This is a genomic window from Actinomadura sp. (assembly GCF_044508335.1).
Classification (GTDB): domain Bacteria; phylum Actinomycetota; class Actinomycetes; order Streptosporangiales; family Streptosporangiaceae; genus Spirillospora.
The window spans coordinates 62,847-85,377 of sequence record NZ_JBIQHY010000008.1 but is presented as its reverse complement, the minus strand read 5'-3'; the positions used below and the strand labels follow the sequence as shown (position 1 = coordinate 85,377).

22 protein-coding genes are annotated in these 22,531 nt (G+C 73.5%); 11 read left to right on the top strand and 11 right to left on the bottom strand.

Annotated elements, in window-relative coordinates; genetic code table 11:
* Together ACIWVC_RS05395 and ACIWVC_RS05390 are read right to left on the bottom strand one after the other, a co-directional pair.
* Nucleotides 1-633, bottom strand: coding sequence for a methyltransferase family protein (locus ACIWVC_RS05395; protein WP_396445814.1), 633 nt, complete (start codon nucleotides 631-633; stop codon nucleotides 1-3).
* 5 nt (nucleotides 634-638) lie between these two features.
* A complete protein-coding gene (locus tag ACIWVC_RS05390; protein WP_396445813.1) occupies nucleotides 639-1,439 on the bottom strand; it encodes an AfsA-related hotdog domain-containing protein in 801 nt (266 codons plus the stop codon).
* Nucleotides 1,440-2,195: 756 nt separating this feature from the next.
* On the opposite strand from ACIWVC_RS05390, the gene ACIWVC_RS05385 reads away from it, so the two are divergent.
* The 4 genes from ACIWVC_RS05385 (at nucleotide 2,196) to ACIWVC_RS05370 (ending at nucleotide 6,339) form a co-directional block, all read left to right on the top strand.
* A complete protein-coding gene (locus ACIWVC_RS05385; protein WP_396445812.1) occupies nucleotides 2,196-3,446 on the top strand; it encodes a PucR family transcriptional regulator in 1,251 nt (416 codons plus the stop codon).
* Between the two features lie 86 nt (nucleotides 3,447-3,532).
* Nucleotides 3,533-3,892: an Lsr2 family protein gene (locus tag ACIWVC_RS05380; RefSeq protein ID WP_396445811.1), complete on the top strand. Its 360-nt coding sequence runs from the start codon at nucleotides 3,533-3,535 to the stop codon at nucleotides 3,890-3,892.
* Nucleotides 3,893-3,905: 13 nt separating this feature from the next.
* A complete protein-coding gene (locus ACIWVC_RS05375) occupies nucleotides 3,906-4,235 on the top strand; it encodes an Lsr2 family protein (protein ID WP_396445810.1) in 330 nt (109 codons plus the stop codon).
* A 235-nt stretch (nucleotides 4,236-4,470) separates the two neighbouring features.
* The gene (locus tag ACIWVC_RS05370) at nucleotides 4,471-6,339 is read left to right on the top strand and encodes a potassium transporter TrkA (RefSeq protein ID WP_396445808.1); all 1,869 of its coding nucleotides are present in this window, start codon (nucleotides 4,471-4,473) and stop codon (nucleotides 6,337-6,339) included.
* Here the strand turns inward: ACIWVC_RS05370 and ACIWVC_RS05365 are convergent.
* Nucleotides 6,317-7,351: a hypothetical protein gene (locus ACIWVC_RS05365; protein ID WP_396445807.1), complete on the bottom strand. Its 1,035-nt coding sequence runs from the start codon at nucleotides 7,349-7,351 to the stop codon at nucleotides 6,317-6,319. The two genes, ACIWVC_RS05370 and ACIWVC_RS05365, sit on opposite strands and share 23 nt — an antisense overlap.
* Before the next feature lie 170 nt (nucleotides 7,352-7,521).
* On the opposite strand from ACIWVC_RS05365, the gene ACIWVC_RS05360 reads away from it, so the two are divergent.
* From ACIWVC_RS05360 to ACIWVC_RS05345, 4 genes are read left to right on the top strand one after another with little or no spacing between them, the layout of a single operon-like run.
* Nucleotides 7,522-8,856: a hemolysin family protein gene (locus ACIWVC_RS05360; RefSeq protein WP_396445806.1), complete on the top strand. Its 1,335-nt coding sequence runs from the start codon at nucleotides 7,522-7,524 to the stop codon at nucleotides 8,854-8,856.
* On the top strand, nucleotides 8,853-9,872 hold the full coding sequence (locus tag ACIWVC_RS05355) for a hemolysin family protein (RefSeq protein ID WP_396445805.1): 1,020 nt from the start codon (nucleotides 8,853-8,855) through the stop codon (nucleotides 9,870-9,872). The genes ACIWVC_RS05360 and ACIWVC_RS05355 overlap by 4 nt, the downstream gene beginning before the upstream one ends.
* Before the next feature lie 58 nt (nucleotides 9,873-9,930).
* Nucleotides 9,931-10,164: a helix-turn-helix domain-containing protein gene (locus tag ACIWVC_RS05350; protein ID WP_396445804.1), complete on the top strand. Its 234-nt coding sequence runs from the start codon at nucleotides 9,931-9,933 to the stop codon at nucleotides 10,162-10,164.
* A gap of 2 nt (nucleotides 10,165-10,166) precedes the next feature.
* The gene (locus ACIWVC_RS05345; protein ID WP_396445803.1) at nucleotides 10,167-10,724 is read left to right on the top strand and encodes a Clp protease N-terminal domain-containing protein; all 558 of its coding nucleotides are present in this window, start codon (nucleotides 10,167-10,169) and stop codon (nucleotides 10,722-10,724) included.
* Here the strand turns inward: ACIWVC_RS05345 and ACIWVC_RS05340 are convergent, their stop codons facing one another.
* The 5 genes from ACIWVC_RS05340 to ACIWVC_RS05320 form a co-directional block, all read right to left on the bottom strand.
* Complete coding sequence (locus ACIWVC_RS05340) at nucleotides 10,725-11,264, bottom strand: hypothetical protein (RefSeq protein WP_396445801.1); 540 nt, start codon at nucleotides 11,262-11,264, stop codon at nucleotides 10,725-10,727.
* 99 nt (nucleotides 11,265-11,363) lie between these two features.
* The gene (locus tag ACIWVC_RS05335) at nucleotides 11,364-12,206 is read right to left on the bottom strand and encodes an LLM class flavin-dependent oxidoreductase (RefSeq protein WP_396445800.1); all 843 of its coding nucleotides are present in this window, start codon (nucleotides 12,204-12,206) and stop codon (nucleotides 11,364-11,366) included.
* Nucleotides 12,207-12,321: 115 nt separating this feature from the next.
* Entirely contained in the window at nucleotides 12,322-13,143 is an 822-nt protein-coding gene (locus ACIWVC_RS05330) for a carbon-nitrogen hydrolase family protein (RefSeq protein WP_396445799.1), read from the bottom strand.
* A gap of 12 nt (nucleotides 13,144-13,155) precedes the next feature.
* Nucleotides 13,156-15,663, bottom strand: coding sequence for a DEAD/DEAH box helicase (locus tag ACIWVC_RS05325; protein ID WP_396445798.1), 2,508 nt, complete (start codon nucleotides 15,661-15,663; stop codon nucleotides 13,156-13,158).
* A 48-nt stretch (nucleotides 15,664-15,711) separates the two neighbouring features.
* On the bottom strand, nucleotides 15,712-16,308 hold the full coding sequence (locus tag ACIWVC_RS05320) for an HD domain-containing protein (RefSeq protein WP_396445797.1): 597 nt from the start codon (nucleotides 16,306-16,308) through the stop codon (nucleotides 15,712-15,714).
* Between the two features lie 94 nt (nucleotides 16,309-16,402).
* Between ACIWVC_RS05320 and ACIWVC_RS05315 the strand changes: the two genes are divergently transcribed.
* Nucleotides 16,403-16,585: a hypothetical protein gene (locus ACIWVC_RS05315; RefSeq protein ID WP_396445796.1), complete on the top strand. Its 183-nt coding sequence runs from the start codon at nucleotides 16,403-16,405 to the stop codon at nucleotides 16,583-16,585.
* A gap of 107 nt (nucleotides 16,586-16,692) precedes the next feature.
* Here the strand turns inward: ACIWVC_RS05315 and ACIWVC_RS05310 are convergent, their stop codons facing one another.
* Nucleotides 16,693-16,959 carry a hypothetical protein gene (locus tag ACIWVC_RS05310; RefSeq protein WP_396445795.1) on the bottom strand — a complete coding sequence of 89 codons (267 nt, stop codon included), beginning with the start codon at nucleotides 16,957-16,959 and terminating at the stop codon, nucleotides 16,693-16,695.
* 213 nt (nucleotides 16,960-17,172) lie between these two features.
* Entirely contained in the window at nucleotides 17,173-18,597 is a 1,425-nt protein-coding gene (gene gndA / locus ACIWVC_RS05305; RefSeq protein WP_396445794.1) for an NADP-dependent phosphogluconate dehydrogenase, read from the bottom strand.
* A gap of 141 nt (nucleotides 18,598-18,738) precedes the next feature.
* Between gndA and ACIWVC_RS05300 the strand changes: the two genes are divergently transcribed.
* Nucleotides 18,739-19,512, top strand: coding sequence for an HAD family hydrolase (locus ACIWVC_RS05300; RefSeq protein WP_396445793.1), 774 nt, complete (start codon nucleotides 18,739-18,741; stop codon nucleotides 19,510-19,512).
* On the top strand, nucleotides 19,509-21,908 hold the full coding sequence (locus ACIWVC_RS05295; RefSeq protein WP_396445792.1) for a glycoside hydrolase family 65 protein: 2,400 nt from the start codon (nucleotides 19,509-19,511) through the stop codon (nucleotides 21,906-21,908). The genes ACIWVC_RS05300 and ACIWVC_RS05295 overlap by 4 nt, the downstream gene beginning before the upstream one ends.
* A gap of 21 nt (nucleotides 21,909-21,929) precedes the next feature.
* Here the strand turns inward: ACIWVC_RS05295 and soxR are convergent, their stop codons facing one another.
* A complete protein-coding gene (gene soxR / locus ACIWVC_RS05290) occupies nucleotides 21,930-22,484 on the bottom strand; it encodes a redox-sensitive transcriptional activator SoxR (protein WP_396453858.1) in 555 nt (184 codons plus the stop codon).
* Between the last annotated feature and the right edge of the window lie 47 nt (nucleotides 22,485-22,531).

Sequence of the window (22,531 nt, the reverse complement as noted above, 5' to 3'; positions counted from 1 at the left end):
TCACCACACTCCCGGCAGCACGCGCGGCCTCCCGGCGGCGTACTGCGCATAGCCCGGAACGTCGTCGAGCGCCCGCTCCTCCACCCGGATGCGCCGCACCACGGCGCAGGTCAGCAGGACCATCGCCGCCCCGGTCACCGGGCCGGGGAAGAACGCCGTGAAGCCGAGGTTGGCGAGCAGCATCCCCGCGTACGCCGGATGCCGGACGGCCCCGTACGGTCCGTCCGCGACCACCCGGTGGCCCTCCTGCCGCACGACGTGGTGCGAGTAGAACCGGCCGAGCGCGCGGATCGCGGCCTGCCGCAGCGCCACGCCCGCCGCGAACACGGCCGCGGGGGCGAGCAGCCACGGCGTCCAGCGGTCCCAGGGCGGGGGGCGCAGGGACGCGCCGGCGACCAGCAGCAGGCGGGCGGCCGCGTACGGGAGCAGCGTCCGGGCGTCGGCGGGCGGGGCGGCCGAGCGCCGGAAGGCCACCGGGACCTCCAGCAGCAGCCAGCCCAGATAGGCCGCGAGCATCCCCGCCGCGGCCGGCGCCGCCGTGCCGTCCCGGCCGGCGTGCAGGGCGATCCCGAAGGCCAGAACTCCCGCGCCCGGCACGAGCAGCAGGCGCGGCGCGACCATCGCGAACCTCATGCGGATCACCGCGCCCGGGTGCGCGCGTACTGCTCCGGGTCCACCGCGTACGCCTCGTAGGTGAGCGACCCGAGATCGGCTCCGGTGGAGGCGTCCGCCAGCTTCGCCGCGCAGTGGGACCGGCGCCCGGACAGGCGGGCGACGGGCCAGCGCAGCAGGAGCGGCACGTCGCGGCGCACCTGGTACGGGATGTCGATCCGCAGCATCACCCACAGCAGCGCCGCGTCCAGCGGGCGGCCGTGCTCCTCGTGCTCCAGCATCGTCGCGAACTGCCGGCCCGCCTCCACGATCTCCACGGGCCCGCGGAACGGGGAGCGCTCGCCCTCCGGCTGCAGCACCGCGGCCTCGACCACCGCCCGGCCGCGCCGCACCGGCTCGCCGACCAGGATGTTCTCCGGGCGGTTGCGGTGCACGAGCCGGGCCGGAGCCCGCCGCGCGGGAACCGCGGCCGCGGGCGCGCCGCCCGGCGCCGCCGGGTCGGTGTCGGTGAAAGCGATGGAGCCGCCGCACACCTCCCGGCCGGCCTGCCGCGCGGAGACCGCCCAGGCGCGGTTCGGGCCGGGGACGGGGCGGCAGGACAGCGTCGTGCCCCGGTCGAGCTCGCAGAACCGGGTGAAGTCGAGGCCGGCCACCACCCGCCCCGGGCGCCGCCCGCCCGCCCGCAGGCCGTCGGCGCGGACGGCGAGCTCCAGCAGGCCGCTGAACAGCAGCATGCCCGGCACGTGGTCGAGCGGGTGGTCGAAGTAGAAGGGATCCGACTCGTCGACCACCAGCTCGCGGAATCGCTCGATAACGGACGCGGTCATGCGCGCTCCCTCCAATTACCGGCCCCGGGCTCCTCGGCCCCACCTACCGAAAACGACCCGGAGGCCCTTCTCGGAAGGGCGGATTAGCCGAGCGGACGGCCGTCATCTTGCTACAGAAATGCGCATCGCTGAACTGCACCCCTGGGCAGTCCGGGCGGTGCCGGGCTGCCCAGTCCGGCAACGCGGCGCCCCCCGGGCCCGCCGCGCACGAGGCCGTCCGGCCCTGGAAACCGCATGTCAGCGTCCACTTGCACGGGGCGCCCCGGCGGCCGGGAGGGCCGACCGCGCACGTCACCGGTCCGCAATGCCGGGAGATAGGAGCGCGTTTCGGCGTACCATCACGAGCGTTTTACCGCACCGGTCGCACAAGATATATTTTCAAAATCTAGTTCAAATCAGGACGGATACCTCAAATCCTGTGAGGTTGCCCACAAATAATTGGCAGAATGCGGCCAGGCGCCCGCGACCGGTCCGGCGGCTCCGCGTACCCGCTGGACCGTTCCCGCCGGACCGCCCGCGGATCGCGCCCGCCGACCGGGGCCGTTCCGCCGCCGCGGCGCGGCGCCTGAGCCCGGCGCCCGGTGCGCCCGTTCCGGTGCGCCCGCCCGCACCCCCCGGTGCGCTTGTCAGTGCGCTGACAAACGCGGATCCGCGCGGTGAAGGCCGCTTAGTGTCGCAGATCACGCCGCGTGCCTAAGTTGATACGACCCGGGCGCCCGGAACGGCGTCCGCGCAACGCGATCGGGAGGTGGCACCGTGACCGCGGCGTACGAGGACACGTCCTCCGGCTCACCGGTCCTGGAGGGCCTCTCGGAGGAGCCGTGGCGCGACGTCCCGGCCGAGGAGGCGCGCTGGATGCGCCCCCGCCTCCCGGAGCTGCTCGGCGTGATGGTCGAGGGCGTGCTGCGGCACGTCCCCGAGTACGACCGGCCCGGCGACGCGGCGTACTGGCGGGTGGCCGAGGCCGCGGTCGCGCACGCGATGGAGCACTTCGTGCAGATGATCGCCGACCCCGACGCCTCCTGGAAGGAGGTGCACCAGGTCTTCTTCGACGTCGGCTACGGCGAGGCCGTCGAGGGCCGCAGCCTGGAGCACCTGCAGAACGCGATGCGGGTCGGCTCGCGGATCGCCTGGCGGCACCTCGCGGTCGAGGCCGAGCGGCTCGGCCGCCCGCACGCGCTGATCAGCCTGCTCGCGGAGGCGAACTTCGCCTACCTGGACGCGCTGGCGTCCGCGGCGGCGCACGGCTACGCGCGGGCCAGGGAGAAGGCGGCCGGGGAGCGCGAGCAGCGCCGCGGCCGGCTGCTGGCCCTGCTGCTGTCGGACCCGCCGGCGCCGCCCGAGGTCGTCCGCGAGCAGTCCGCCCGGGCCGGCTGGCCGCTGCCGCGGCGGCTCGCGGCGATCGTGCTGCGGCCGCGGCCGGGCAGCGGCGGCGAGGGCCCGGCCGGGCTGCCGCCGTCCCTGCTGACGGGGCTGGACCGCGGCCGCCCCTGCCTGGTCATGCCCGACCCGGACGGCCCCGGCCGGATCGACGAGCTGACCGCCACGCTCGCCGGCTGGACCGGCGCGATCGGCCCGTCGGTCCCGGTGGAGCAGGCCGGGACGTCGCTGCTGTGGGCGCGCCGCGCGCTCGACCTCGCGCCCGCCGCGCCGGTCCGCCGGGGGGCGCGGCGCGGCGGGGTCCTCGTCCGGGCCGAGGAGCACCTGCCGGACCTGCTGCTGCGCGAGGGCGGGACGCTCGCCGCGATCGTGGCGGCCCGGCGGCTCGCCCCGCTGGAGGAGGCCGGGCCGCGGCAGGGCCTGCGGCTCGCCGTGACGCTGCTGGAGTGCATGAAGCACGGATTCAACGCCACCGGCGCCGCCGAGGCCCTGTGCGTGCACCCGCAGACCGTCCGCTACCGGCTGGCGCAACTGCACGCCATGTTCGAGTCCGACATCGAGGACCCGGAGATCCGGCTGGAGATGATGCTCCTCCTGCAGACCTGGATCCGCCGCCACAGCGGCTGACCCGGTCGCGTCCTTCCTCGTCCGGGCCCGGAATCCGCTACGGTCGGGGTCGCCGCGTAGGCGAGGGGAAGGAAGACACAGAGCACATGGCCGAGAAGGTCATTCGCGTGGACGACATCGACGGCTCCGAAGGGGACGATGTCGTAAAGCGAGACTTCGAAGTCTTGGGTCGGACGTTCACGATCGACCTGAGCGATGACAACTACAAGCGGCTGAACGGGGTGCTGGAGGCGCTCGCGCCCTTCATCGAGAACGCCGCGGAGGTGAAGCCCGCCGGGAAGGGCCGCAAGTCCCGCGCAGCGAAGATCAAGGGCTACACGAACGGCGATGTCCGCGAGTGGGCATTGCGTCAGGACATCGAAGTCTCCGAACGTGGCAAGATATCGGATGAGGTCTATGCTGCATTCATCGAGGCACATCCGGACGCCAAGCCGGACGTAAGCTAGAGGGAGTCCCCGCATGGCACAGAAGGTGGAAGTCCTACTCGTGGACGACATCGACGGCGGAGAGGCTGACGAGACCGTCAGCTTTTCCCTCGATGGCACGTCTTATGAGATCGACCTGAGCAAGAAGAACGCCGCCAAGCTGCGCAACAGCCTGGAGCCGTTCGTGGCGAATGCCCGCAAGGCGCGCAAGACCACCGGCCGCGCCGGGCGCGGGTCGCGCACCGCGGGCAGCCGCGAGCGCTCCGCCGAGATTCGCGAGTGGGCCAAGAAGCAGGGCATCAAGGTCAATGAGCGGGGCCGTATCCCCGCCAATGTGATCGAGCAGTACGAGGCCGCGCACTAGCGGATCCGCGGCCGGCGGCGTTCCGGCACGACGCGAGGGGCCGGGGTGGAATTCTCACACCTCGGCCTCTTACGTGCGTACCATACGTGCGCACCGGGCAAATCGCCATTAGGAGATAATGCCCGGAATGATGTAAGACATCGCAATAGGCGGACACGAGGCAGCGGCTGAGGGGGCGGACCGGTTGGTACCTGCGCGGCGGTGGGAACGGGTCAGGTACTGGTTCGACCGGACGATGTCCAAAGGGACGCCCGCGCTCATCGGCTGGCTCGGCCTCGCCTCCGCGGCGCTGGTGCTGGTGGTGGCGACCGCGGCGGTCGTCATCGCGCCCCGCGACAGCGACGAGAACGGGCACTGGCCCGGCATGGTGTGGCGCAGCCTGCTGCGCACCCTGGACCCCGGGACGATGGGCGACGACACCGGCACCGGGCCGTTCCTGGCGCTGATGCTGCTGTCCACCATCGGCGGGATCTTCATCGTCAGCTCGCTGATCGGCGTGCTCACCACCGGCCTGGAGGCCAAGATCGGCGAACTGCGCAAGGGCCGGTCGCGGATCGTCGAGCAGGGCCACACCGTCCTGCTCGGCTGGTCGGAGCAGGTCTTCACCGTCGTCGCCGAGCTGGTCGAGGCCAACCAGGGCAAGCGCCGGTCGTGCGTGGCGATCCTCGCGAACCGCGACAAGGTGGAGATGGAGGAGGCGATCCGCGCCCGGGTCGGAGACCTCGGCCGCACCCGGATCGTGTGCCGCACCGGCGACCCGCTGAAGGTCGCCGACCTCGACCTCGTCAGCCCCGGCACCGCGCGGTCCATCCTCATCGTCACGCCGGAGCTGGAGGACGCCGACACCCGCGTCATCAAGGTGCTGCTGTCGCTCGGCGCCCGGACCTGGGGGCGGCGCCGGCCGCACGTCGTCGCCGCCGTGCACGACCCCGCGAACCTGCCCGCCGCGCGGCTCGCCGGCGGCGACCTCGCGCACATCATCGACGCCGACGACGTCACGATCCGGCTGATCGTGCAGTCGCACCGCCAGTCCGGCCTGTCGCAGGTCTGCACCGAGCTGCTGGACTTCGCCGGCCACGAGTTCTACATGCGGCCCGAGCCCGCCCTCGCGGGCATGCCGTTCGGCGAGTCGCCGGCCGCCTACGAGCTCGGCGTCCCGTCCGGCCTGCGGCGCGCCGACGGCACCGTGCTGCTCAACCCGCCGATGGACACGGTGATCCGCGCCGACGACGAGATCATCGTGCTGGCCGAGGACGACCTGCTCATCCGGCTCGCCGACGGGCCGGCCCCGCCCGTCCGGGAGGAGGCGATCAGCACCGCCACGGCGCGGGAGCCGGTGCCCGAGCGCACCCTGATGCTCGGCTGGAACCACCGGGCCCCGAAGATCATCGAGCTGCTGGACGAGTTCCTCGCCCCCGGGTCCGAGATCATGGTGGCCGCGCCGCGCGAGGACCCGACCGGAGACCTCGCCGCGGTCGCCAACCTCAAGATCGACTTCGTCCGCGCGGAGCCGACCGAGCGGCCGGCCCTGGAGGCCCTCGGCGTCGGCTCCTACCAGAAGGTCATCGTGCTGTCGGACGCCTGCTACGACCCCGGCCACGCCGACGCCCGCACCCTCGTCACGCTGCTGCACCTGCGCGACATGGGGAACGCCCTCCAGGAGGGCCGGCGCTCCGCAGAGGGGGCGGCCCACGCCCCCGGATACCCGTTCGCCATCGTCAGCGAGATCAACGACGACGCCAACCGGGAGATCGCACAGGTCACCAAGGCCGACGACTTCGTGGTCAGCGAGAAGCTGATCAGCCTGATGATGACCCAGCTGAGCGAGAACCGGCACCTGTACGACGTGTTCGTGGACCTGCTCGACCCGGCAGGCTCGGAGATCTACCTCAAACCCGCGGGCGACTACCTGGTGCCGGGCGCGGAGGCCAACTTCGCGACGCTGATCGAGTCGGCGCGGCGGCGCGGCGAGATCGCGCTCGGCTACCGGCTGACCGCGCGGTTCCACGAGCCGCCCGGCTACGGCGTGGTGCTCAACCCGGACAAGGCGGCGCCGCTCACGCTGTCGGCCGACGACCGCGTCATCGTGCTCGCCGAGGACTGACCCCCGGCGCGTCGGCGGGCACGGCGAGGTCGTGGCCCGCCCGCAGCGCCCTCGTCACCCGCTCCCGCAGGGCCGTCTCGGCCCGGCGGGCGTCCTCGGCCAGGCCGCGGATCTCCGCGCCCGCCATCTCGTCCCCGACGGTGCTCGCCAGCAGGTCCCGGTAGCGGGCGTTCTGCTCCGGCAGGCCCTGCAGCACCTTCGCCTCGTGGTAGGCGTCGTCGGCCTCGCGGGCGCGGCGGGCGTACGCCTCCAGCGCCTCGATCCGCCCGGTCACCGAGCGGACCGACAGCTCCAGGGCGCGGTCCTGCGGCTCCAGCAGCGCCCGGACCCGCGGGGACAGCCGCTCGGGCTGCTGGGCGAGGCGCTCGCGGCGCAGCCGGGTGTGCTCGGCGAGGGCGCCCGCGACGGCCCACTCCTGGCACGGCAGGACGACCGCGTTGTTGACGTCGTCCAGCAGCCCGGCGCCGTGCGCCTGCGACCGCAGGACGTCGTCGATGGCGCGCTGGGCGCGGACGAGCAGCCGCGCCGCCGGCCCGTCGAAGTCGGCGGGCAGCAGGTAGCGGCCGTGGTGCTCGCGCGCGGCGCGGGCGGCGGCCGGCTCCCGCACGTGCCGCAGCGCGCCGATCACCCAGCCGGCGAAGCTCACCGCCGCGAGGACGGCGACGGCCCGGACCTGGCCGGACAGCAGCAGGATGATCTGCAGCGCCGGGGTGAGCATCATCGCGAGGACGGGCAGCCGGCCCCAGCGCACCGCGCCGCCCAGCAGCTCGTCGTCGTCCAGCGAGGCGAGGAAGCACATCCGCAGCCAGCCGCCCGGCAGCACGCCGTAGAAGACGGCGAACGCCGGGATCCACACCAGCCGCGCCAGCACAGTGGCGGCGCGCAGCCGCGGCGGCGGGGGCGGGGGCAGGCACGCCGCGACCAGCCGCTCCGGCGCCGCGGCGAGCAGCGCGCGGTCGTCGCCGCCGATGGCGGGATCGAACACCGGACGGGGACGGTTCTCGACGTTCATGGCGACTCCCGTACTCCCGGCGTCATGGCCGTGCAGGTGTTCATTCCACGCAGAGCGGTCGATAACCGTCCCGGAATCGCGAGAGACACCGGCCCCGCCGGGGTAGGAGGATCTTGACCGGAGGCGCCCCCGGCGGCGCCTGCGGGCGGTCGCGTGCGGAGGGAGGCCGGGTGAACGGCGCGCTCGGGCTGCTTGCCGTGCTGGTGCTGACGGCCGCGACCGGCTACTTCGTGGCGCAGGAGTTCGCGTTCGTCACCGCGGACCGCCCGGCGCTGGACCAGCGGGCCGCCGAGGGCGACCGGGCGGCGGCCCGGGCGCTGCGGGTGATGGGCCGGCTCTCCTTCATGCTGTCCGGCGCGCAGCTCGGCATCACCGTCACCGCTCTGGTCGTCGGGTTCATCGCCAAGCCGGCGCTGGCCGACCTGCTGGACCCCGTGCTGCGCGCGGCCGGGGTCCCGGACGCGGCGGCGGGCGGCGTGGCGGTCGCGGCCGGGTTCGCCATCGCCACCGTGATCCAGATGGCGCTGGGCGAGCTCTTCCCCAAGAACCTGGCGCTGGCCAGGGCGGAGCCGATGGCCCGCGCGCTCGCCGCGTCCACCCTCGCCTACCTGGCGGTGGCGGGGCCGCTGATCAGGCTGTTCGACGCGTCCGCGAACCGGCTGGTGCGCGCGGCCGGGATCGAGCCGGTGGAGGAGCTGCACCACGGCGCGACGCTGGAGGAGCTCGGGCACATCATCGGCGAGTCCGGCGGGCAGCTGCCCGAGGGGCAGGTGGACCTGCTGGAGCGCGCCCTGGTGTTCTCCGAGCGCGACGCCGAGGAGGTGATGGTGCCGCGGGTGGACGTGGTGACGGTGCCGGCGTCGGCGCGCGCCGCCGAGCTGAGCGACGTGGTCTCCGCGAGCGGGCACACCCGCTACCCCGTGCTCGGCGACGGCGTCGACGACGTCGTCGGCGTCGTCGGGCTGGAGGAGCTGATCACGCTCGGCCCGCAGGACGCCGCGCGCACCGCGGTCGGCGACATCGCCCGTCCGCCGCTGCTGCTGCCGTCCTCGCTGCCGCTGCCGGAGGTGGTGCTGCGGCTGCAGGGCGCGGCCGAGCCGATGGCGTGCGTGGTGGACGAGTACGGCGGCTTCGCCGGCATCGTGACCTGGGAGGACGTCGCCGAGGAGCTGGTCGGGGAGATCGCCGACGAGAACGAGCTCGGCGAGGACCTCGCGATCCGCGCCGGCGAGTGGTGGACGACCGACGCCGGGCTGCGGATGGACGAGGTCGCGCACGAGACCGGCATCGCGCTCCCCGACGGCGACTACGAGACCGTGGCGGGGCTGCTGCTGAAGGAGCTCGGCCGGGTGGCGCGGCCCGGCGACGTGGTCCGCGTGGACCTCCCGCCGACCCGGCTGGACGAGCCGCCCCGCACGGCGGTGGTCGAGGTCCTGACCGTCCACCGGCACGTGCCGGAGCTGATCCGCATCCGCACCGTCGAGACCGCCGGGGAGGACCGGTGAACCCGGGGCTCGGCGCGCTCGTCACGCTGGCGCTGCTGGCGGGCAACGGGTTCTTCGTCGCCACCGAGTTCGCGCTGGTGGCGGCGCGGCGGCCGCGGCTGGAGCGCGCGGCGGCGCGCGGCGGGCGGGCCGCGGCCGCCGCCGTCGCCGGGATCGACGAGCTGTCGCTGACGCTCGCGGGCGCGCAGCTCGGCATCACGATGTGCTCGCTCGGCCTCGGCCTGGTGTCCGAGCCGGTGTTCGCGGGGGCGCTCGCCCCGCTGTTCCACTCCGCCGGGCTGCCCGGGGCCGCCGCGCACGCGGTCGCGTTCGTGCTGGCGCTGGCGCTGGTGACGTTCCTGCACATGGTCGTCGGCGAGATGGCGCCGAAGTCGTGGGCCATCGCCGACCCGGAGCGCTCGGCGGCGGTGCTCGGGCTGCCGTTCCGCGCGTTCACGACCGCCGCCCGCCCGGTGCTGGCCGTCCTGAACGGCACGACGAACCTGCTGCTGCGCGCCGCCGGCGTGCGGCCGGCCGACTCGCGGGAGGTCGCCCGCACGCCCGAGCAGCTGCGCAGCATCGCGCAGGAGTCGCGGCGGCTCGGGCTGATCGAGGAGAGCGAGCTGACGCTGCTGACCACCGCGCTGGACGCGCCGCGCGCCCCGCTGGCCGGGCTGGTCGTCCCGGTGTCCGACATCGTGTCGGTGCCGCCGGAGGCGTCCCCGCAGGAGGTCGTCGACACGGCCGCCGGCACCGGCCACACGCGGATCATGGTGCGCGGCCCGGGCGGCGCGGGGGCGGCCCGCATGGTGCACGTCCGCGACGCCTACCTGGCCCGCGCGCGGGGCGCCGCGACGCCGGCCGGGGAGCTGGCGCATCCGGTTCCGGCGATGCCGGTCTCCACGCCGGTGGGCGAGGCCGTCGCGATCCTGAAGTCCCACCACAGCCATCTGGGCCTGGCCATCGGCCCGGACGGCCGGCTCGCGGGCCTGGTCAGCCTGGACGACCTCCTCACCACGCTGCTGACCGTCCGCTGAACCCCGGAGATGTCAACGTTGGTTGACAGGCCCGGGTCTGTCAACCTACATTGACACCATGAGCGACGGAGTGACGCTCGCCCGGGAGGCGAGCAGCCGGGATCCGGCGGTCGGCCTGCGGGCCGTGCGGGCGCTGCGCGAGCTGGCCGAGCGGCTGGAGGCGCTGCAGGTCGCCAGCGCCCGCGACCAGGGCTGGTCCTGGCAGGAGATCGCGGTCTGCCTCGGCGTGAGCCGGCAGGCCGTCCACAAGAAGCACGGCGGCGGGCGCCGCCTTCTCAAGAAGGAGCAGTGAGGATGTTCGAGCGTTTCACCGGGCCCGCCCGCGAGGCCGTCGTCGGCGCCCAGGGAGAGGCGCGGGCCCTGCGCGACCACCACATCGGCACCGAGCACGTCCTGCTCGCCATGGTGCGGGGCGACGACCCCATGGGCCGCGCCCTCCGCGAGCACGGGCTGGCCGCGGACGACCTGCGCGCCCGTATCGCCCGCGTCAACGGGACGGGCGGCGAGGTCCTCGACCCGGAGGCGCTGAAGAGCATCGGCATCGACCTCGACGCCGTCCGGGAGGCCACCGAGGAGAGCTTCGGCGAGGGCGCCCTCGACGTCCCCGCGGGGAAGCTGGACCGGTACCGCAGGGGGCACATCCCCTTCACGCCGAAGGCCAAGAAGGCCCTGCAGCTGAGCCTGCGGCACGCCATCCGGCTCAAGCAGAAGGAGATCGGCAGCGGGCACATCCTGCTCGGCATCCTGCACGACGAGGACTTCCTGTCGGTGCGGCTGGCGAAGGAGGCGGGCGCGGACGTCGCGGAGCTGCGCGCGCACGTCGAGCGGCTGCTCACCTCCGAGGCCGCCTGATCAGCGCCCGAACTGATCGGTGAGGACGGCGACGCAGGCGCGCCTGCGGAGCGGGTCGTCCGGGAAGCGCCGCCGGCACTCCCTCGCGATCCAGGACGGGGGCCGGGCGTGCGTCTCGTGCGCCTCGTGCTCGGTCGGATGCCCGGGCGTGCGCTTGTGCGTGTGCTTCGCGGGCGGGCGGGGACGCGGCCTGTGCGGTGCGGCGGGGCGGCGGTGCTCGGGAGCGGAGCGGCCGCGGCGGGGAGCCCGCGTCGTCTGATGCGCGGCGGACGCCCCGGCTCCGGGCCTCGTGACCCCCGGCGCCGGCCGGTGCGGCGGCGCCGCGGACGGCTTCGCGGAGGGCGACGGGGTGGCGGCGTCCGGTCCGGTGGTCCGGGCCGGGACCGCCGGGGTCGCCGGGCTCGCCGCGTAGCCGATCGCGAGGACGAGTCCGGCGCCGAGGACGAGCGCCAGCGCGGGCAGGACGGCACGGCGCCGCCCGGGCGGGCTCGGCTCGGCGCGGGTGAATCCGGCGGGCGGGAGGCTGGAGGAGAGGCGCACCCTCCGATGCTCACGCCGCGCACCCGGCCGGACACGGAGAATGCCCGCTACCGTTGCCGCCTTGATACACGATGAAGCACGGTCACCTCGGTGCGCGGGTCACCGCCCCGCGAGGAGCTCCACCACGGGGGCGAACTCCTCCATGAAGGGGGAGGAGACCGACACGTACGACACGCCCAGCTCATCCCGACGCCGGGCCAGCGTGTCGGCCATCTCGCGCGGCGTGCCGGACAGCATCGCGATCGCGCCGGACTTCGCCATCGCGGCGGGATCGACCCCCATCTGCCCCTGGAGCCAGTCCGGCACCTCGTCGCCGACGACGTGCACCTGGGTGCACAGCTCCAGGTCGTCGAACCGCTCCCCCGCCGCCCGCCGGACGGTGCCGACGTATCCGGCGAGCTCCGCGTCCCCGGTCAGCGGCGGGACGCCGAACGCGACGGTGTCCGCGCGCCGCGCGGCCAGCTCCAGCATCCGCGGCCGGGACCCGGCGACGAGCACCCGCGGCGGGCGGCCCGTCCCGGCGAACAGGCCCTCGGGCGGCCGCCCGACCGCGTCGATCGCCTGTTCCACCTGGGCGATCCGGTCGGCGGGGGCGCCGTAGGGGACGCCGAAGAGCGCCGCGTCGTCCTCGCCGCCCGGCCGGCCGGCGCCGATGCCGAGCTCGAAGCGGTCGCCGGTCGCGAAGGCCATCGAGGCCGCCTCCCAGGCGACCATGTGCGCGGGCCGGGTCGCCGCGGAGAGCACGAACGTGCCGACCCGCAGCGTGCTCGTCGCGCCGGCCGCGGCGGCGAGCGCCGCCGCCGGCATGGCCGTGCCGGACGTGTCCGGGGTCAGCAGCGTCGCGTAGCCGAGCTCCTCGGCGCGGCGGGCCTGCGCCGCCCAGTGCGCGCCGTCCCGCGCCCATGCCGCCATCACCCCGAACCGGAACAGCCGATCGGCCATCGCACTCGCCTCCCGTGACGCGCTTCGCTTCACCCCAGTTTGAGTGAGCGCTCACTCATTCGTCAAGGCGCACCGCCCCGCTTCGGGCTGCGCGGCGCCGTCCGCGCGGTGCGTCTCAGCCGGCCGGGGCGACGGTGAACCGGCGCAGGCGCAGCGCCGGGTTCTTCTCCCGGACGGCGGCGATCCGCTCGGGCGAGACCTCGCCGTAAGCGACGCCCGGCCCCTCCCCCAGCCCCGCCGCGACCACGCCCATCGGGTCGACGATCATGCTGTTGCCGGCGCCCGCCGGGGCGCACTGGCCGGCCGCCGCCACGTAGATCGTGTTCTCGATCGCGCGGGCGCGGACCAGCGTCCGCCAGTGGTCCTCCTTCAGCGGCCCCGGCACCCAGTCGGCGGGCAGCGCCAGGACGTCGGCGCCCGCGTCCACGATCCGCCGGGTCACCTCGGGGAACCGGACGTCGTAGCAGGTCTGCAGGCCGAACGTGACGCCGCCGACGGCGAACGTCTCCGGGTCGCCGATCTCGCCGGGCCGGACGATGTCCGACTCCCGGTACCCGAACGCGTCGTACAGGTGGAGCTTGCGGTACTCGGCGACGACCTTCCCCGCGGGGCTCACGGCGACGAGGGTGTTGGAGATCCGGTGGGCGGGGGCCGGAGGACGGCCCGGGTCGTCCAGCCGCTCGTTCATCCCGGCGACGAGGTGCACGCCGTGCCGCCGGGCCAGATCGCCGAGGCCGCCGACGAACGGGCCGTCCAGCGGCTCGGCCGAGTCGACGAACCGGCCGTCCATCTTCGGCGCGGTGAACATGGCGAACTCGGGGAACACCACGACCTGCGCGCCGCGCCCGGCCGCCTCCCCGGCCAGCTCGCCGATCACCGCGAGGTTCTCGTCCTTGTCGACGCCGGGCGCGAACTGCGCCACCGCGACCTGCACCATCGCCTGCCTCCCCTACATCCGGTCGACGCCGGTCACCCGGATCACGGCCTCGCCCTCCCGGTCGGAGCCCGCGAGGTCGACCTCGGCGCTGATGCCCCAGTCGTGGTGCCCCTCCGGGTCGTCGAACACCTGCCGGACCCGCCACAGCGCGTCCTCCGGGACCTCCTCGATCTGCAGCAGCTTCGGCCCGCGCGCGTCGGCCCCGGTGAGCAGCTCGCCGTGCTCGGCGAAGTACGCCTCCATGGCGTCCTCCCACGCGTCGGCGCCGAAGTCGGGGTCGAGCTCGCCCAGCTCCTCGTACCGCTCCAGCGCGGCCAGCTCCACCCGCCGGAACATCGCGTTGCGGACCAGCACCCGGAAGGCCCGCGCGTTCGCGGTCACCTTCGCGACGCGCTCCTCGATGGGCTCGTCCAGGTCCTCGTCGGCCGGGTTCGCCAGCTGCTCCCACTCGTCCAGCAGGCTGGAGTCGACCTGGCGGACCAGCTCGCCCAGCCACTCGATCAGGTCGATCAGGTCGTCGGTCTTGATCGACTCCGGGACGGTCTGCTGCAGCGCCTTGTACGCCCCCGACAGGTACCGCAGGACGAGCCCCTCGGCCCGCGCCAGCTCGTAGTACCCGATGTACTCGGTGAACGTCATCGCCCGCTCGTACATGTCGCGCACGACCGACTTGGGGCGCAGCGGATGGTCGCCGACCCACGGGTGCCCGGCCCGGTAGATCTCGTACGCGGCGTCGAGCTCGTCCTCCAGCGGCTTCGGGTGGTCGACGTCCTGGAGCAGCTCCATGCGCTCCTCGTACTCGATGCCCTCGGCCTTCATCTCCTGGACGGCCTCGCCCCGCGCCTTGTTGACCTGCGCGGCGAGGATCTGCCGCGGATCGTCCAGCGTCGCCTCGATCACCGACAGGACGTCCAGCGCGTACGAGGGCGACGCCGGGTCGAGGATCTCGAACGCGGCGAGCGCGAACGTCGACAGCGCCTGGTTGAGCGCGAAGTCCTCCTGCAGGTCGACGGTGATCCTGGCGTAGCGCCCCAGATCGTCGGGCTCGGGCAGCACCTCCACGACCCCGGCCGCGAGCAGCGACCGGTAGATCGCGATGGCCCGCGAGATGTGGCGCCGCCGCGCCGCCGGCTCCTCGTGGTTGTCGGTCAGCAGCCGCTTCATCGCCTGGAACGCGTTGCCCGGCCTCGCGATCACCGACAGGAGCATCGCGTGGCTGACCTGGAACCGGGACCGCAGCAGCTCCGGCTCGGCCTCCTGCAGCTTCTTGAAGACCTCCTCGTCCCACCCGACGAACCCCTCGGGCGGCTTCTTGCGCTGCACCTTCCGCCGCTTCTTCGGGTCTTCCCCGGCCTTGGCCAGCGCCTTCTCGTTCTCCACCACGTGCTCGGGCGCCTGCGCCACCACGTACCCGACGGTGTCGAACCCCGCGCGGCCGGCCCGCCCGGCGATCTGGTGGAACTCCCGCGCCCTGAGGCGCCGCACCCGGTGCCCGTCGTACTTGCTCAGCGCGGTGAACACGACGGTCCTGATCGGGACGTTGACGCCCACGCCCAGGGTGTCCGTCCCGCAGATGACCTTGAGCAGCCCGGCCTGCGCCAGCCGCTCCACCAGCCGCCGGTACTTGGGCAGCATCCCCGCGTGGTGCACGCCGATCCCGTGCCGCACGAACCGGGAGAGGTTGCGCCCGAACTTCGTCGTGAACCGGAAGTTGCCGATCAGCTCCGCGATCCGGGCCTTCTCCGCCTTGGTGCACACGTTGATGCTCATCAGCGCCTGGGCGCGCTCGATCGCCGCCGCCTGCGTGAAGTGCACCAGGTAGACCGGCGCCTTCTGCTCGGCCAGCAGCTCCTCGATCGTCTCGTGCAGCGGCGTCACCCGGTAGTCGTAGATCAGCGGGACGGGCCGCTCCGCCGACGTCACCAGCGCCGTCGGGCGCCCCGTCCGCCGCGTGAGGTCCTTCTGGAAGAACGAGACGTCCCCGAGCGTCGCCGACATCAGCAGGAACTGCGCCTGCGGCAGCTCCAGCAGCGGTATCTGCCACGCCCACCCCCGCTCGGGCTCGGCGTAGAAGTGGAACTCGTCCATCACCACGACGCCGATGTCGGCCTCGGCGCCGTCCCGGAGCGCGATGTTGGCGAGCACCTCGGCGGTGCAGCAGATGATCGGCGCGTCCGAGTTGACGCTGGCGTCGCCGGTCATCATCCCGACGTTGTCCCGCCCGAACATCTCGCACATGTCGAAGAACTTCTCCGACACCAGCGCCTTGATCGGCGCCGTGTAGAACGCGACCTGGTCCCTGCCGAGCGCCGCGAACAGCGCCCCGGCCGCCACCAGGCTCTTCCCCGACCCGGTGGGCGTCGAGAGGATCACGTTCGCGCCCGACACCACCTCGATGAGCGCCTCCTCCTGCGCGGGGTACAACGTGATCCCGCGCTGCGACACCCACCGCTCGAACCCCTCGAACAGCGAATCGGCGTCGGCGTCGTTTCCGGAGGGAAGCTCATCGATAAGACTCACCCCTCCATCCTGCCCCCTCGTCCCGACCGCCCGTGCCACCGAAGCGGATCACACCAGGGGGTGCCCGTACTCGGCCGCCAGAGGCTTGAGGTCGGGTTCACCGAACGCCTCGCGCATCTCGGCGAAGGCCGCGGCCTTGTCCTCGCCGAAGCGCCGCACATGGAGGGCATACGTGTCGGCGGACACGAACGTGGGCGGATTGGTCTTGCTGTGGAACTTGTCCGCGTACATGACCAGCCGCTCCTCGGGGGTCTCGGCCACGTAGTCGCCGGGAGGCACGGGGAGCCCCTGCCGCACGATGTCGTCCCGGGTCAGCCCCATACCGGTATGGCAGGAACAGAACCGGCAGAGCGCCTCCGGGAACCCCTCGGCCGCGAGGAGCTCGTGCCCGAGCACCCCATGCCGCACATATCGCGCGTGATCGAACCTTCCGGTCGCGTCGTACAGCCGGTAGACCCCCACGTCGTGCAGCAGGCACCCGGCCCGCACCAGGTCCGCGTCCACCCCGGCCCCGGCCCGCCGCATGATCTGCTCGGCGACCCGGCACACGATCACGCAGTGCGTCCAGACCAGTTGGAACGCCTCCCGCCCCGGCGCCTGCCGCTCGTGCAGCGCCCGGATCTCCTCGTCCCGCGGAATGCGCATCCGGAAAGCCTAGAGCCGCCGCCGTCCGGGTTAGGCGGCGCCCGTCCGGCAAGAAAGGGCTGGACGACCAGAGGAACCTGGAAGGGACGGCCAGATGGCGAAGAACGATCCGGCGGACCGGGGACCCGGGGCGAGTTCGGGGCAGGAGGAGCAGGCTCACGAGCGGGTCGTGCCGGGGACCGGGAGCGCCGATGAGGGATATGAGTCGGACGCCGCCGCGGGGACGCGGGGCGGCGACCCGATCGCCGGGGTGGAGGAGGAGCCGGACGAGCCGTGAGCCACGGCGCCGCCGCGCGCGGCCCCGGACATGAAGATGCCCCCGGGGGCGCCCCCCGGGGGCATCTTCATGTCCCTTTCGGCTTCATGTCCCCATCGGCGCGGCCGCTACGGCGTCACGCCCTCGGACCTGGCGACCAGGCGTGCCAGGGTCCCGGCCATCTCCTCCTGGCGGGCGGCCATCTTGCCCAGCTCGCCCATGATCAGGTTCACCGCCGAGCCCAACTCCTGGCTGAACTCCTGGCGGACGGCGCGGAACTCCTGGCGGACCTCCTGCCTGAACGAGGCGAAGTCGTCCTTGGTGACGAAGTCCTTGAGGTCGTCCTTGGTGGCCAGGTCGGCGAGGGTGACCTGTTCGAGGGGCTTGGGCGACATGACGGGCATGCTACCTCTCCTTCTGGTCCTGTGCCGCGGGAGTGCGACGCCTCAACCTGACACACCCCGAGGACTCTCGGTCGCCATTCGATCACACTTAGCCACAAGGGGCCACCTGCGGATCACCCCGCCCTCCAGTCGCCTTCCCTTGGGTCCTCCCTAGGGGAAGGTGGAGGCGGAACCCCTCCCGGTGGAGTTGGGCGGGGGTGGGTCTCACGTGGTCACTTCGGTCTGGTCACCGGCCCAGAGGGTGTGGAACGAGCCTTCCCGGTCCACGCGGCGGTAGGTGTGCGCGCCGAAGTAGTCGCGCTGGCCCTGGGTCAGCGCGGCGGGCAGGCGGTCGGCGCGCAGGGAGTCGTAGTAGGCGAGGGCCGTGGAGAAGCCGGGGGCCGGGATGCCCAGGCGGGCGGCGGTGGCCACGACCTCGCGCCAGGCGTCCTGGGCGTCGCCGACGGCCTCGGCGAAGTGGGCGTCGGTGAGCAGGGTCGGCGTCTGCGGGTCGGCCTCGTAGGCGGCGCGGATGCGGTCCAGGAAGCGGGCGCGGATGATGCAGCCGCCGCGCCAGATCGCCGCCATCGCGCCGAGGTCGATGTTCCAGCCGTACTCGGCGCTGCCCGCCTGGATCTCGTGGAAGCCCTGCGCGTAGGCGACGATCTTGGACGCGTAGAGGGCCTTCTCGACGGCGTCGGGCAAGGACGAGTCGGCGGCGGCGCCGCGGGACGGGCCCGGCAGGTTCCGGGACGCCTCGCGCAGGGCCGCGTGGCCCGAGACCGCGCGGGCGAAGACGGCCTCGGCGATGCCGCCGACGGGGACGCCCAGGTCGAGGGCGGTCTGGACGGTCCAGCGGCCGGTGCCCTTCTGCTCGGCCTGGTCGAGGACGACGTCCACGAACGGCTTGCCGGTGGCGGCGTCGGTGTGCGCGAGGACCTCGGCGGTGATCTCGATGAGGTAGGACCCGAGGCGGCCGGTGTTCCAGGTGCGGAAGACCTCGGCGATCTCGGCGGGCGCGAGGCCGGCGGCGTGCCGGAGCAGGTCGTAGGACTCGGCGATCAGCTGCATGTCGGCGTACTCGATGCCGTTGTGCACCATCTTCACGAAGTGGCCGGCGCCGTCGGGGCCGACGTGGGTGCAGCAGGGCGTCCCGTCGACCTTGGCGGAGATGTCCTCCAGGAGCGGGCCGAGGGCCGCGTAGGACTCCGCGGAGCCGCCGGGCATGATGCTCGGGCCGTGCAGGGCCCCCTCCTCGCCGCCGGAGATGCCGGTGCCGACGAAGTGCAGGCCGCGCTCGCGGAGGGCGGCCTCGCGGCGGCGGGTGTCGAGGAAGTTGGCGTTGCCGCCGTCCACGATCATGTCGCCGGGCTCCAGCAGCGGGGCGAACTCGTCGATGACGGCGTCGGTCGGGGCGCCCGCCTTCACCATGATGACCAGGCGCCGCGGGCGCTCCAGGGACGCGACGAACTGCTCCGGCGTCTCGGCCGGCAGGAACGTGCCCTCGTCCCCGAACTCCTCCACCAGCGCCTTGGTCCGGGCCGCGGTGCGGTTGTGGACGGCGACGGGGTGCCCGTGCCGGGCGAGGTTGCGGGCGAGGTTCCGGCCCATCACCGCCAGCCCCGTGACGCCTATTCTCGCCTTCTCCATTGGCTCACTCCTCCTCGTGTGCGACCCTGACCAAGGGGTTGTACGCGGGGCATGATCCCCTCGTTCGAGCGCGGGCGCTGCGTCCGCGCTCGTTGCGGGAAAGGGCCGCGCGGCGACTGATCATCGTCAACTCTCACATCGATGGTGTCATTCCAGGGGGTGCGGATGCTGGGACTGCCGGACGAGGCGGCGGCGTGTCTCTTCGATCTCGACGGGGTGCTGACCCGGACGGCGTCCGTCCACGCGGCGGCGTGGAAGGAGATGTTCGACGGATACCTGCGGGAACGTTCCGAGCGGACGGGTGAGCCCTTCGCCGAGTTCGATCCCGTGGCCGACTACGGCCGGTACGTCGACGGCAGGAAGCGCGAGGACGGGACGCGCTCGTTCCTGGAGTCGCGCGGCATCTCGCTGCCCGAGGGCGACCCGGACGACCCGCCGGAGAAGGAGACGATCCGCGGGCTGGGCAACCGGAAGAACGCGCTGGTGCTGAAGCTCATCGAGGAGAAGGGCGTGGAGACGTTCGACGGCTCCATCGACTACGTCCGCGCGGCGCGCCGGGCGGGGCTGCGGACGGCGGTGGTGTCGTCGAGCGCCAACACCGTCCAGGTCCTGCGGACGACCGGCATCACCGACCTGTTCGACGCGCGGGTGGACGGCGTCGTCGCGGCCGAGCGGCACCTGCCCGGCAAGCCGGCCCCGGACATGTTCCTGGAAGGCGCGCGGGAGCTGGGCGTCCCGGCGGACAAGGCGGTGGTGTTCGAGGACGCACTGGCCGGCGTCCAGGCGGGCCGCGCCGGCGGGTTCGCGTACGTGGTGGGCGTGAACCGGGTGGGCGAGGCGCACGGGAAGGCGCTCGCCGAGCACGGCGCCGACGTGGTGGTCGACGACCTGTCCGAACTGCTGGAGGACGCGTGAACCGGCGGGAGAGGGAGAGCGCCGCGGAACGGCCGGTGTTCACCGTGGAGCCCTGGTGCGTCCGGGAGCCGGAGCTGCGGCTCGACCGGCTGGCGCAGAGCGAATCGGTGTTCGCGCTGTCCAACGGGCATCTCGGCATGCGGGCGAACCTCGACGAGGGGGAGCCGCACGGGATGCCGGGCACGTACCTCAACTCGTTCTTCGAGCTGCGCCCGCTGCCGCACGCCGAGACCGCCTACGGCTACCCCGAGTCGGGGCAGACGGTCATCAACGTCACCAACGGCAAGGTGATCCGGCTCCTGGTGGACGACGAGCCGCTCGACGTGCGCTACGGCCGGGTCCACCACCACGAGCGGGTCCTGGACATGCAGGCGGGCACGCTGACCCGGCACGTCGAGTGGACCTCCCCCGCCGACAAGACGATCAAGGTGACGTCGGTGCGGCTGGTGTCGCTGACCCAGCGGGCCGTCGCGGCGATCTGCTACGAGGTCGAGCCGGTGGGCGAGGCGGTGCGCGTGGTCGCCCAGTCCGAGCTGGTCGCCAACGAGGCGCTGCCCGGCGGCGGCAAGGACCCGCGCTCGTCGGCGGTCCTGGAGAGCCCCCTCGTCAGCGAGGAGCACTTCGCCAACGGCACCAAGGTGCTGCTGCTGCACCGGACGCGGCACAGCGGGCTGCGGATGGCCGCCGGGATGTCCCACGACATCGACGGCCCCGAGTCCATGCGGGTGGAGACGGAGAGCTCCCCGGACGTCGGGCGGCTGACGGTCGCGACGCGGCTGGAGCCGGGGCAGCGGCTCCGCATCGTCAAGTACATCGCGTACGGGTGGTCGAGCCGGCGGTCCCGGCCCGCGCTGCACGACCAGGTGGTCGGGGCGCTGGCGGGCGCGCGGCAGACCGGCTGGGACGGCCTGCTGGCCGAGCAGCGCGCGTACCTGGACGAGTTCTGGGAGGGCGCGGACGTCGAGGTCGAGGGCGACGCGGAGATCCAGCAGGCGGTCCGGTTCGGGCTGTTCCACGTCCTGCAGGCGGGCGCGCGCGCGGAGCGCCGCATGATCCCCGCCAAGGGGCTGACGGGGCCCGGCTACGACGGGCACACGTTCTGGGACACCGAGACCTTCGTGCTGCCCGTGCTGACCTACACCTCCCCCGGCGCGGCGGCGGACGCGCTGGCCTGGCGGCACATGACGCTGCCGCTGGCGTGCGAGCGTGCCCGGCAGCTCGGCCTGCACGGCGCCGCGTTCCCCTGGCGGACGATCCGCGGCCAGGAATGCTCGGGCTACTGGCCGGCGGGGACCGCGGCGTTCCACATCAACGCCGACATCGCGGACGCCATCGTCCGGTACGTCGACGCCACGCAGGACGAGCAGTTCGAGCGGGAGATCGGCCTGGAGATCCTGGTGCAGACCGCGCGGCTGTGGCGGAGCCTCGGCCACCACGACGTCGGGGGCGTGTTCCGCATCGACGGCGTCACCGGCCCGGACGAGTACAGCGCGATCGTGGACAACAACGTCTACACCAACCTCATGGCGCGCCGGAACCTGCAGGAGGCCGCCGAGATGGCGATGCGGCACCCGGACGTCGCCGACCGGCTCCGGGTGAACGCCGAGGAGGCCGCGTCGTGGCGGGACGCGGCGGCGGCGATGCTGATCCCCTACGACGACCGGCTCGGCGTCCACCCGCAGAGCGAGAGCTTCACCAACCACGCCCGCTGGGACTTCTCGGCGACCAAGCCCGACCACTACCCCCTGCTGCTGAACTTCCCCTACTTCGACCTCTACCGGAAGCAGGTCGTCAAGCAGGCCGACCTGGTCCTGGCGCTGCACCTGTGCGGCGAGGCGTTCACCGAGGAGCAGAAGGAGCGCGACTTCGCCTACTACGAGGGGCTCACCGTCCGGGACTCCTCGCTGTCGGCGCAGACGCAGGCGGTCGTCGCGGCCGAGGTCGGCCAGCTCGACCTGGCGCACGACTACCTGGGCGAGACCGCGCTGATGGACCTGCACGACCTGAACCACAACACCCGCGACGGACTGCACATCGCGTCGATGGCGGGGGCGTGGAGCGGGCTGGTCGCCGGGTTCGGCGGGATGCGGGCCCGCAGGGGCGAGCTGAGGTTCGCGCCGCGGCTTCCGGGCGGCATCAGCCGGCTGGCGTTCCGGATGCGCTACCGGGGCAACCTGATCAAGGTCGGGGTGACCGCCGAGGAGGCGCGCTACGAGCTGCTGGACGGGCCGGGCCTCAAGCTGTGGCACCACGGCGAGGAGTTCACGCTCGGGGAGGAGCCGGTGGAGCTGCCGATCGAGCCGGTCCAGCCGCGCCCGGCGCCGACCCAGCCCGCCGGCCGGGAACCGGCGCCGCGCCGCTTCGAGCCGCACATCCGCCCGCCCCGCCGGAGGTAGCGGCCGGGAGGCGGCGGCCGGTCAGTCCGCCGGGGCGCAGGCGTCCGCGCAGACGGCGGCCCCCTCGCCCGCCGCCGGCCGCCCGCCCGCCGCCGCGGCCTCGTCCGCGGCGCGCCGGGCGAGCAGCCTGCGCGGCCCCGGGCCCTCGTCGCCGAGCCGGTCGTAGGGGTTGGCCAGCGCGCACCTGCTGATCGACAGGCAGCCGCAGCCGATGCAGTCGGTGAGGTCGTCGCGGAGCTTCTCCAGCTGCCGGATGCGGTCGTCGAGGTGGCTGCGCCACGCCTCCGACAGGCGCGCCCAGTCCGCGACCGTGGGGGTGCGCTCCTCGGGGAGGGTGGCGAGCGCGTCGCGGATGTCGCTGAGCGGGATCCCGACCCGCTGCGACACCTTGATGAACGCGACCCGGCGGAGCGTGTCGCGGCTGAACCGGCGCTGGTTGCCGGCCGTCCGGCGGCTGCTGATCAGCCCCTTGGACTCGTAGAAGTGCAGCGCCGAGACGGCCACGCCGCTCCGCTCGGCGAGCTGCCCGACGGTCAGTTCGTGCACCCGGTGCTCCAGCCGCGTCATGCCCCGCATCCTATGCGACCTCAAGCTCGCTTGAGGTCGCGCCGGGCCGGCGGCAC